We start from the raw sequence: 11677 nt of genomic DNA on the forward strand, positions 1-11677 counted from the left end.
GCATTAAACCGCCGCGGAATTAGCTCAGGACTGCCTCAAAACCGCCGGGCCAACGCGCTTCGGGCGCGTTCCCGCTCGGCGGGAATCGTTTCCACCGTGGGGTCAAACCAGAAAGTCCCCGCAACCAGCGTCGCGATAACGATTCCATCGCGATACAGAACCCGATTCCCGGCAACAGCAGGCACGCGTTCACCCACCAGCAACGTACCGGCAAGATTCAAAGGATCGGTTCCTGCGATACACACAAAAGCACCATCGTTCGCATGCCGCCGAACTTCGCGCAATATTGGAATCGCTTCGGGTAAAGCAAACTGTTCGCCGGCGAGGCCATTCACAAACCTCCCGCCGCGAACGATGCCGCGTGCTTCGAGCCGCTGAAACACGCGCAACAGGTCCCGCCACGGCGGCAACCACTCGGCCTCGCGTTCGAGCAAACGCCAGAACACCACGCCATAGCGGCGCAGCAGCGTCATTGCGACATGCTCGAGTACTTCGGGGGCGAACTGCTGACGGCGCGTCGGTGAGGCTTCCGCTGCGGCGACAACGGGCTGCCGGCTGACCAGGGCCCAGCGCCCCGCGTCGTCCATTCCTCCGATCAATGCACTCGACCTGACACGCCGGCTACTGGAATAAGCACTGCGTTTGGCGACAGGTTTCAACAACGCCCGCAAGCCGGCAAAACTGTCGGAATTCACGAGGCCCGCGGCAACCAGCTCGCCCAGCGCGTTTTCCAGTTCCATGCGCAAGCCGTGTACCTCGGTCAGCAATTCGTCGAAGAACATCGCCCCATGCTGCAATAACGTGTCATGGACGCTCTGCGCGCGCGCCGATAGCTCCGGTTGTTTCGACGGATCGATCAGCGTGCGCCAGACGCGTACCTGTGCGCGCGGCAAAAGCACGATTGGCGTGCTGCGCACCGGTCCCGTCGCACCGCGTGCCCGCTCGGTCAGACGCGTCCAGACGATCTTGCCCGCACGGCATAGTTCGTCGAGCGAAATGTTCGCGTACGCCTTTACGCGCGCCGGCAGAATATCTTCTTCCCATGCGCCCGCCGCGGCCTGAAAACCTTCCATCTGGTCGAGAACGGCGGCTAACGCGTCGCGTCCCTCGCTGCGGGTGTCAGGCGTCAAATGCTGCCACTCGAACAGAAAACGCATGAAGTCGTGCCGTTCCACGGGCTCGATTTCGCGTCGCAAGCGTTTCACCGTGTAGCGGTGGATCCGCGCAAGCAGATGGCGTTCGCACCATTCTTCTTCGGTTGCGCCAGGCGAGAAGCGGCCGCGCATCACGTAGCCTTCTGCTTCGAGGCGCGTCAGGGTGTGTTCGACCGACGCTGTGGGCAAGCTCAGAGCCTGCGCGATCACGCGCACCGGCAGCGGGCCGAAGCCGGTGAGCCGGGCGCGCAGCACGTCGAGCAGGGCGTCGTCGGCGCTCCAGCTATCGGTATAGCCCTTCGGTGCGGTGAGCGGCGGTTCGAACCGGGCGTCAGGGTAGAGCGCCTGGAAACAGGTCAGGCGCTCGGCGGGCAGCCACAGCGCGTCGTCGGCAGCGGTCCACAGACGGGTCGCGCGGCCGGATTCGGCAAGCGACGCGAGCCATGCCGGCCAGCCTTCGACACTGCGTGCTTCCGTCTCGGTAATGCAGGCGAGACCTGTTAGCGCTTCGTGCATCTCATCGGCGGTGCGCGCCTGCGGCCAGGCCTCGTCGCGTACGCTGTCGATCGCGTCGGCATCGAGTGCGCCGAGGTCGTCGGCGCTGGACGGATCGGTCCAGCGACGGTTCTGCACGGCTTGCGTGCGGCGCTCTTCGATCGGCGCATCGTCGAGATAGGCGTAGGGCTTGGCAGTGAGGATTTCGGCGGCAAGCGGCGAGGGCGCCGGCAGATCGCGGGCGATCAGTTGCACCTCGCCCTGTTCGATGCGACGCAGCAAGGCGATCCAGCTTTCGCTGTCCATCGCGTCGTGCAGGCAATCGTCGACCGTTTGGTCCACTAAGGGATGATGCGGCAGTTCGCGCTCGCCGACGATGTTTTCCAGGCACGCGGCCTGTTCGGGAAACACGCTCGCCAGCAGATCTTCGCTACGCATGCGCTGCAATTGCGGCGGGGTCTTGCGCCCGCCGGTATAACGCGGCAGGCCGAGCGAGGTGGTCGCGTTCCAGCGCCAGCGCACGCCGAAGAGCGGCGCGTCGAGTAGCGCCTGGACCAGCAGATGCTCGGCACTGTTCGAATGGAGGTATCGCCATACTTCGTCGAGTACGAAGGAATGGCTGCCGGTTAGCGAGAGGATGATCGCGTCTTCGGTGGCGGCGGCCTGCAGTTCGAAGTTGAAGGTCCGGCAAAAACGCTTGCGTAACGCGAGGCCCCAGGCGCGGTTCACGCGACTGCCGAAAGGCGCATGGATCACGAGTTGCGTGCCGCCGGATTCGTCGAAGAAACGCTCCATCACGAGCGTGTTTTGCGTCGGCAGCACGCCGAGCGCGGCGCGTGCGCGCGCGAGATAGTCGACGATTTGCCGCGCGGCGGCTTCGTCGAGACCGGGAGCGTCGACGAGCCAGTCGATTGCGCGTTGGATGCGCACCGTCATGAGCTCGCCCCCATCGAGCAGGCGCCCAATCTGCTCACGCAGGCGCGCCACGCCGAACGACAGTTCATCGCTGCGCCCCGGCGCCTCGCCGAGCCAGAACGGAATATTCGGCGGCTGTCCCTGGGCGTCCTCGACCCGCACGCGGCCGCTCTCGATCCGCAGAATCCGGTACGACGCATTGCCGAGTTGAAACACGTCGCCGGCGAGACTCTCGACGGCGAAATCCTCGTTGACGGTGCCGATATTGATCGCCTGCGGTTCGAGCACCACCGCATAGTCGGCGTTCTCGGGAATCGTGCCACCTGAAGTAACGGCGACCAGTTTGCCGCCGCGCCGGCCGCGCAAGGTGCCGCTCACCACGTCGCGATGGATATAGGCGCCGCGCGGGCCGTGACGGCTGGTATAGCCTTCGGCCAGCATGCGCAGTACGTCGTCGTATTGTTCGCGTTCGAGGCCCGCGTAGGGGGCCGCGCGCCGCACCATCTCGAACAGTGCGTCTTCGCTCCATTCGGCGCTCGAAACCTCGGCGACGATCTGTTGTGCAAGCACATCGAGCGGCGCGCGCGGAATCCGCAACGCGTCGAGTTCGCCACGCCGCACGCAATCGAGCAGCGCGGCGCATTCGATCAGATCGTCGCGCGAAGCCGGAAAGAGCCGGCCCTTCGGCATGCCGCCCACATGGTGGCCGGAGCGCCCCACGCGCTGCAGGAACGGCGCGATCGCGCGCGGCGAACCCATCTGGCAGACCAGATCGACGTCGCCGATATCGATGCCCAGTTCCAGTGAAGCGGTCGCGATCAGCACCCGCAACTCGCCGCGTTTCAGGCGCTGCTCGGCGTCAAAGCGATGTTCCTTGGCGAGACTGCCATGGTGCGCGGCGACCGCGTCCTTGCCGAGTCGCTCGGTCAAATGGCGCGCCGCGCGTTCGGCCATGCGGCGCGTGTTGACGAAAATCAGCGTGGTGCGATGCATTGCGATCAGTTCGGCGAGGCGGTCGTAGACGCGCTCCCACACTTCGTTGGGCATCACCGCTTCAAGCGGCACGGGCGGAATCTCCAGCGCGAGATCGCGCTCGCGAATGTGACCCACGTCGACGATCGCGCAGTCCGCCGGAATATCGCTTTCGATACTCGCACCGCCCACCAGAAAGCGTGCAACAGCGCTGACCGGTTTTTGCGTCGCCGACAGACCGATTCGTGGCAGGCGCCGCTGACATAACGCGTCGAGACGTTCGAGGCTGAGCGCCAGATGACTGCCGCGCTTGCTGCCGGCAAGCGCGTGGATTTCATCGACGATCACCGTGCGCACCGTCGACAGCATGCGTCGGCCGGAATCCGAGCCGAGCAGGACATAGAGCGATTCCGGCGTGGTCACGAGAATATGCGGCGCGCGTTTTTTTAGCGCGTTGCGCTCCTGCTGCGTGGTGTCGCCGGTGCGTACCGCAGTGCGGATGTCGAGCGGCGGCAGGCCGCGCGCCTCGAGTTCCGCGGCGATGCCTTGCAAGGGCACTTGCAGATTGATGCGGATGTCGTTGGAGAGCGCTTTTAACGGCGAGACATAGACCACCAGGGTTTCGTCGGGCAACGCGCCGCCGTTGGCGAGGCCTTGCTGGACGAGTTCGTCGAGCGCGGACAGGAAGGCGGTGAGGGTTTTGCCCGAACCGGTGGGCGCGGCCACCAGGGTCGAGCGTCCGCTGCGAATCTGCGGCCAGGCGGCGGCCTGGGCGGCGGTGGGGGCGGGGAAGGTCTTCAGGAACCAACTGGCGACTGCCGGATGGAAGTCATCCAGTGCGCTGGGCGTGAAAGGGCCCGAAGCAGGGGCCGAAGCGTGACCCGAAGCAGCGTCTGAAGTCGCCTGCAATACCGGATCGACGCCCGAAGAATCAGAGCGCTCGTCCAACGCGGCGGTGGATGTCGAGGCCGAAGTCATGCTGGCATAGATGGGGACGCGATCTGCCATATCCAGAGGGCGGCAAGCGCTAGCGTGTTTCGAGGATCAACGCTCAGTCTGGCAGGTTTTGGGCGGCTTTGCCGATGGTTCGGTGGGGGCTATCGCGCGGAACACGGCGGCAATAACTGCAGGTGCGGACCGCACCGCACCTGCAGCACAGTCCTGCGCAAAACTACCAGACCCAGCGCACGCCTGCGTCACCCGTCACCGTTCTCTGGTGTGCGCCACCCAGATTCGTCACCCAGGCGAGCGTCGCGAACACGCTGCCCGACGTGCTGAATTTGCCGACCACGCCCGCGCCGAGTTGCGCAGCAGTTTGCCCGACGGTGCCCGGAATCACGGTCCCGCCGCCGAAGGTGACTTTGTCGTCGGAGCCGAATTCGCGCAGGAAGCTGACGCGCAGATAAGGCCGCCAGGCGATCGCGAGGGCATCGAACTGAGCTTGCAGGCGCGCGCCGATTCGTCCGACGAAAGTATTGCCGCTGTTGAAGCCGACGCTCGACACGCCGTCGTTGAAATCGGACAGCGAGAGGTGCTGCCACACGAGTTGCGCTTGCGGCTCGAGCGTGAGCCCCGCGCCGAGCGGGATCGGCAGACCGCCTTCGAGCGAGCCGGTCACCGCGTTGCCGTGCGTCGTCGTGGCGAGGCCGTCGCGCGAGACCGGATCGACGGTCAACGAACTCCCCATCAGCACGGCATCTGTGTACCAGCCGCTTGGGCCGATATGCGTCCAGTAGCCGCCGAGGCTGTATGCATTGATCGCCAGGTGGCCGACGGCGAGATTGGGCGTGCCGAGCGCGAAGCCGTCGACATCGCCGGTGGCCCGCGCGAAACCGACGAACAAACCGTAGTGATTGCGCTGGCCGCTCGCGCTGCGATCCGCGTACAGGTCCTGGCCTGCCTGGATGCCATACACAGAGCCGTCGAATTGCGGACTTGCCGTGCCGTTCTGGCTCAGCACGCTATGGCCGCCCCACACGCGACCCCATGCGGCAGGCAGTTTGCCGCTTTCGTTCAACAAGGCCTGATCGCCTTGCCGGTCATGAAACGTATCGATCTGCATCAGCCCGAGTTCACGCGCGACGCCGGGCGCTGCGGCGTAGACCGGCACTTCGACGCGATACAGCGGCGTGGCGGCCGAGCCGGCGGGGGGCGCGGGCGGCAAGGGCGGCGTGCCCTCGGCCGCAATCGGCACGCCGGACGCGACACCGGGTGGCTCGCCTGGGGTGCCCGGCGCCGTGACCGGCGGCTGGCCGGGTGTCGTGGCGGGCGGCAGCGGCGCAACCGTATTGCGCAGATACCAGTTGTCCGTCGTGCCGCTGCTCACACCGCCTTTGGCAAGATAGTAGGAATAGGCGCCGGCCTTCACCGGTGCAGCCAGAGTAAAAGCGCTCGAGGCGGTGGTGGCGCCGTTGGTCGCCTGAATCACCTGAATGCCGTCGGCTACCGTTTGTGCGCCCTGGCCGCCAACGTTCGTGACTTGCAGATGCGTCGAGCCAGTGGCTGTTCCGCCGCTCAGAACGAGGCGATCGGATGCCGCGCCGTCGCCGGCGACGACGGTGTTCAGGCCGATGGTGCCGTTCTGTCCGGTGTAGTTGCCCGTCACATTCAAGCGGTTGCCCACACCTCCGTTGGCAGGGCCGCCGATCTGCACGAGTCCGGCATTCACCAGCGAGCCGTTGATCGAGAACGCGCCGTTACCTTCGCTGGCAAACGACGGCAAGGCATTCGCCACCGCGAGCGTGCCGTTGTTCGTGACCGCGCCCGTCACGCTGCCATAGCCGCCGAGCGTCGCGCCTGAGGCCACCGTGGTGGCGCCGCCGCCCGTCAGCGCAGCATTGGCATGGGTGGCATCGCCGATTGCGAGAGTGCCCGCTGCGACCGTGGTTGCGCCGCTATAGGTGCTCACGCCGGTCATCAGCAAGCTGCCGCTGCCCGCTTTCGTCAAGGCGCCGGTTCCGCTTACCGCCTGGGAGAGCGTGGTATCGAACGATTGCGTATCGATCGTGCCGCCGCCTGCTGCCAACGTGATGGCACGCGTGCCGGCGAGGTCGAAGCTTGTCGTCAATTGCAGCGTGCCGGTGTTGAACGTGAGCCCGCCCGTGTTCGCGCCGAGCGCGTTGTCCGCTCCGACGGCGATCGTGCCTTGATCGATCGTCGTGCCACCCGAATAGGTGTTGCCGCTCGCTGCAGCCGGCGCAAGCGTCAACACGCCGGCCCCGGTTTTGTCGACTGCGCCTGTGCCGCTGATCGATCCCGTGTAGGTGCCCGCGTTGTCCTGGGCAAACCGCACGAGGCCATTGTCGGTCACGCTGGAGGGCAGGTTCTGCGCGTTCGCCTGCAAGGTCGCGCCGCTATCGACGAGCGCCGTTGCGCTCGCGCCCAACGTGCCGGTGAGATTGAGCGTGCCGGTTTGCACATGCGCGAGCGTGAAGGTCCCACTGCCGGTCCAGTTCCACAGCGTGCCTTGCATCAGCAAGGTCTGAAAGTTGGTAAACGCATTCGATGCCGTGCCAGAGCCTTGCAAGGTCACCGTATTCGATCCTGCGCCACCATCGGCCGCGCCGTTGATCACCGAACCGGTTTGCAGAATCAGCGAATCGTTGCCGTTGCCCATCGTGATGGCCGTGCCGATGCCGCTCTGCACGAGCCCCGCATTGATGATGGTGCTGTTGCCGTTGAGCGTGCGGATGCCGGAGCCGTTCTGACTGATGATGCTGCCGCCCGCGAGGTTCTGGATCGTCGCCACGAAGCTCGATCCCGCGGTGTTGGAAAACACCGCATCCGAGCCGCTGCCGCTCGCGCTGATCGTGCCGCTGTTGATCAGCTGGTCGTTATTGCCTTGCAGATAAGCGGTTGGACTGGCCGAGCCCGTGGTAGTCAACGTGCCGCTGTTGTTGATGGTGCCGCTACCGCCCAGGATCGATGCCGCGCGCGCGTTGCTGCCCGAGGTCGTCACGCTGCCGCTGTTGACCAACGTGTTGTTCAACTGGCCGACGTTCGTTTGTCCCCACGCGGCCGTCATGCCGTAAGCGTTGGGGCCGCTGGTGGTGATCGAGCCGCGATTGATCAGCGTGTTGCCGCTGCCGTTGGCGGCCATGCCGTCATTGAAGGCGCCGCTCGTGGTGATAACCGCGCCGCTCGCGTTGGTGATCTGATTGCCGTTGCCCACGCCGAGCAGCACCGCGCCGCGCACGGTGCCCGTGCCGCCGCCGCCCGTCAGTGTGAAGTTGCCGCTGCTATTGATCGTGCTGTTGGTGTCGACGCTGAAGACAACCGGATTGGCGCTGCGCACGAAGCTGCCCGAGGCGGTGCTATCGGCGTTGATCGTCACACCGGTGCTGCCGGTTTGCGCAATGACGGCGGCGAGGCCGCTGCCCGTGCAGGTGACTGTGGTATTGCTCGGCGGCGCGGTATTGCTGCACGCGGCCATTGCTGAAGGGGTGAACGCCTTTGAGAGCAGCACGACGCTGCCGAGGCCGATTCCAAACGTTTTCTTCTTCTTCATACGCACGGTCCTTGGTAAAGGCACTGCACCATACGAGCGGAATGGTCCGACTTATACACGCCTTACCGAAACTTTCCAAACGCCCCCGACATAACATTACGAATATGTTGCGCATCGCCGACGCTTGGCGGAGACCCGCATAGCGCCTCGCTCATGGAAGGAGAAGGAATTATTTCCGGACCGAAAAAAGAGCTGCGGTAACTACTGCGCGAACCGTAAGTGGTTTGAAACATTCGTTCGCCAGGTGGCTAACCAGGACTTGCGCCAGGTCCTGTCGAAATTTGCCAGGTGCAGTACTCTGTACGGCTCACCGATCCACGAATCCACGATGGAGTCTCGACGATGCGATACAACCAGTTAGGCCGTACCGGTGTGTTTGTTTCAGAGCTGTGCCTGGGCACGATGACCTTCGGCGGTGGCGAGGGTATCTGGAAGCAGATCGGCGATCTGCAGCAGGGGGACGCGGAGCGGCTGGTCGGCCGGGCGCTCGATGCGGGCATCAATTTCATCGACACGGCCGACGTCTATGCCGATGGCCAGTCCGAACAGATCACCGGTCAGGCGCTGAAGAACCTGAAAGTGCCGCGCGACAAGGTTGTGGTCGCAACCAAAGTATTCGGCCAGACGGCCGAGTTTCCAAACGCGCGCGGAGCTTCCCGCTATCACATCATCGACGGGATCAAGGCGAGCCTGAAGCGTCTGCAACTCGATCATGTCGACCTGTATCAGATCCACGGTTTCGATCCGGCCACGCCGATCGAAGAAACCGTGCGCGCGCTCGATACGCTGGTTCAGCATGGCCATGTGCGCTATGTCGGCGTGTCGAACTGGGCCGCATGGCAGATCGCGAAGGCGCTGGGCATTGCGGAGCGCCTCGGCCTCGCACGCTTTGAATCGCTACAGGCGTATTACACGCTGGCGGGCCGGGACCTCGAACGCGAACTCGTGCCGATGCTGCACAGCGAAGGGCTTGGACTGATGGTGTGGAGTCCGCTCGCGGGCGGCTTGCTGAGCGGCAAATATGGGCGCGAGCAGCAGGGCGAAGCGGGCAGCCGTCGCACAACATTCGATTTCCCGCCGGTCAATCGCGAGCGCGCTTATGACTGTATCGACGTGATGCGCGATATCGCGGAGGCGAAGAAAGTGTCCGTGGCGCAGATCGCGCTTGCGTGGCTGCTGCATCAACGCGTGGTGAGCTCGGTGATCGTCGGGGCGAAGAAAATCGAGCAACTCGACGACAACATCGCCGCAACCGGCGTCACGTTGACTGCCGACGAGCTTGCGAAGCTCGATAAGGTCAGCACGCTGCCGGCTGAGTACCCGGGCTGGATGCTGGAGCGCCAGGGCGAGGTGCGCCGCAAGCAGCTTGAAGAGGCGCGTCATCCGGCGTAGCGCCAGGTGGTACGTGCTGCGTGAAGCGGTTGCGCGGCGCAGTCACGGACTATGGCTCGTGGGCCGCGGGTAGCAGGGAATGGGTCAACGGTGCGCCGGCTTGGTGGCCCGGCGGCAAAACGGGCTAGCGGCGCGTAGTGAGCGCCGCATGCCGTCACATCGTTTTCACACTGCTTCCTTCACACTGCCGGTTTGCTATCCGCCTGATAAGCGGCGACGGCGTCCAGCGTGCGTGCCGAGTACACCATGGTGGCGCCCGCGTTCATCGCGACCGCCACGCCGAGCGCTTCGGCGATCTCTTCACGTGTCGCGCCGTGTTTCAGCGCTTCGGCGGTGTGCACGGTGATACAGCCGTCGCATCGCAAGCTCACGGCCACCGCGAGCGAAATCAGCTCGCGCGTCTTCGCGCCGAGAAGGTCGGCCTTCTGGCCCGCGCTCGACATCGTTTGATAAGCCTTCACCGTATCCGGCGACAGTTTGGCGATCTCGCCGATGCGGCCGAACAGTTCCTTGCGGTAATCGATCCAGTTCAACATGACAGTGCTCCTTTGTTTGCCACGCCCCGGCGGGTGCCGGTGTCGTTAGGCAAAGTATTGCGCTGTGCCGCGATATCCTGAATACTCGATTCGCTCAACTTTTAGCGCGACCGTCTCATGGATACGCTTAGCCGACTGATCGACCTTGCCCGGCCGCAAGCCAGCCTCGATCTGCGTTGCCTGCTCACGGGGGGCTTCGACATCGATCACGCACCGATGGAGGCGGGCATTGCGCCGTTTCATCTGGTGCTGGACGGCGAGTGCGTCGTCGAGACTGCGGGTGGCGCGCAGGTTACGCTGCAGGCGGGAGATTTCATGCTGTTCCCGCGTGGCGCCGCGCATCGGGTGCGCGATAGCGGGCGCGCGGCTGCCACCGCACCGCTGACGTTAAGTCACGACGGCATGCTGCCGTTGCGTCGCAATGACGAGCGCAATGACGAGCACGAGGGCGGCGCCGATCTCGATCTTCTATGCGGCCGGTTCGTCTACGCGCCGGGTTCCTCAGCGTTGCTGCTCAACGCGCTGCCCGACCCGTTTCATGTGTCGCTCAGCGGTGTGCAAACGCTCGGCGCGTTGCAGACGGTGATTGCATTGATGCGAACCGAAGCCGAACAACGTCAGCCCGGCGCGCTCTCGATCGTCACTGCTTTGAGCCACGCGCTCTTCACGATCGCCCTGCGCGTGCATGGCGAACAGAATGCATCGGGCGCAGGCGTGCTGGCGCTGCTGGCTGATGCGCGTCTGGGTGCGTCCGTACAGAGCATGCTGAGCGCGCCCGAACGGGCGTGGACGATTGCCGAGCTCGGTGAACGCGCGGCGATGTCCCGTGCGACTTACGCACGCCATTTCAACGAGCGTGCGGGTATGACGGTGATGGACTTCCTCACGCAGATTCGTATGACGATCGCGTGCGATCTGCTGCTACGCACGCAGCGCAGCGCCGCGGAGATCGGTGAGGCAGTGGGGTATCAATCGGAAGCGGCCTTCGGCAAGGCGTTTCAGCAGAGCGTCGGCGCGACGCCGGGACGTTACCGGCGTCAACCGCAGGAGAGCGGTCAGAAATCCGGCTAGGCTTTGTCGGGTCGCCCGAACCAGTGCTTCTCTATCCTCGACATGATCAAGGTCACCAGCAGTGCGCAGACCGTGCCCAACGTGACTTCACCGAGGCGCAGCAAGGCCCTGTCCCATGGCGAACCGACGCCCGGCACCAGTAGCATGATGGTCGCTGTAATGCCGCCCAGACGTGCGGCGCTGCCCACATTCACGACCCAGCAAATCACGATTGCCGCGGCAACTGTGGCCGCGTAAGCGGGAAGATTGCCACCACCGAGGGTTGCACCGACGAGCCCGCAAACGGCTCCGACCATCGCGCCGATGAATTGGTCGCGCGACAGATTGCGGGTGTCGATATAACTGTGCTGGCTGACAGCGATCGCCGTAATCGCGGCCCAGAAGGCTTGCTCCGTATGCAGCCAACGGCCGATCACGAAAGCAAGGCTGGCGCCGGCCACCGCCTGCGCGGCCATTACACTGCCTTCGGCCAGCCGGTCGCCCAGCGGCAACGCCTTGAGAAAAGCAAACAGCGAATTGGCGGCGTTCGTCCGCGCTTCACGTCTTGATTCGTCGGGAGCGGTCATCGAATGGGGGGAGTTTGTCGCAGCACGAGGGACTCGTATTCTAGCGACTCCAATTTACGATCGAACGGA

The 11677-nt window shown here is 64.5% G+C and carries 6 protein-coding genes; 2 read left to right on the forward strand and 4 right to left on the reverse strand.

Features of this window, described 5'->3' with window-relative positions:
• Positions 1-35: 35 nt before the first annotated feature.
• Together PQQ86_RS28195 and PQQ86_RS28200 are read right to left on the reverse strand one after the other, a co-directional pair.
• Complete coding sequence (locus PQQ86_RS28195) at positions 36-4544, reverse strand: DEAD/DEAH box helicase (RefSeq protein ID WP_408274436.1); 4509 nt, start codon at positions 4542-4544, stop codon at positions 36-38.
• A 163-nt stretch (positions 4545-4707) separates the two neighbouring features.
• The gene (locus PQQ86_RS28200; RefSeq protein ID WP_408274439.1) at positions 4708-8043 is read right to left on the reverse strand and encodes an autotransporter family protein; all 3336 of its coding nucleotides are present in this window, start codon (positions 8041-8043) and stop codon (positions 4708-4710) included.
• A 342-nt stretch (positions 8044-8385) separates the two neighbouring features.
• On the opposite strand from PQQ86_RS28200, the gene PQQ86_RS28205 reads away from it, so the two are divergent.
• A complete protein-coding gene (locus PQQ86_RS28205) occupies positions 8386-9435 on the forward strand; it encodes an aldo/keto reductase (RefSeq protein ID WP_408274442.1) in 1050 nt (349 codons plus the stop codon).
• Between the two features lie 179 nt (positions 9436-9614).
• Here PQQ86_RS28205 and PQQ86_RS28210 read toward each other — a convergent pair whose 3' ends face one another.
• Positions 9615-9971 carry a carboxymuconolactone decarboxylase family protein gene (locus PQQ86_RS28210; protein ID WP_408274445.1) on the reverse strand — a complete coding sequence of 119 codons (357 nt, stop codon included), beginning with the start codon at positions 9969-9971 and terminating at the stop codon, positions 9615-9617.
• A 117-nt stretch (positions 9972-10088) separates the two neighbouring features.
• Between PQQ86_RS28210 and PQQ86_RS28215 the strand changes: the two genes are divergently transcribed.
• Positions 10089-11042 (forward strand): cupin domain-containing protein, encoded by a 954-nt coding sequence (locus tag PQQ86_RS28215; RefSeq protein ID WP_408274448.1) that lies wholly within the window; start codon positions 10089-10091, stop codon positions 11040-11042.
• Here PQQ86_RS28215 and PQQ86_RS28220 read toward each other — a convergent pair.
• Positions 11039-11608 carry an FUSC family protein gene (locus PQQ86_RS28220; RefSeq protein ID WP_408274451.1) on the reverse strand — a complete coding sequence of 190 codons (570 nt, stop codon included), beginning with the start codon at positions 11606-11608 and terminating at the stop codon, positions 11039-11041. The two genes, PQQ86_RS28215 and PQQ86_RS28220, sit on opposite strands and share 4 nt — an antisense overlap.
• Between the last annotated feature and the right edge of the window lie 69 nt (positions 11609-11677).

The organism is Paraburkholderia sediminicola, assembly GCF_046026675.1.
GTDB lineage: Bacteria > Pseudomonadota > Gammaproteobacteria > Burkholderiales > Burkholderiaceae > Paraburkholderia > Paraburkholderia sediminicola_F.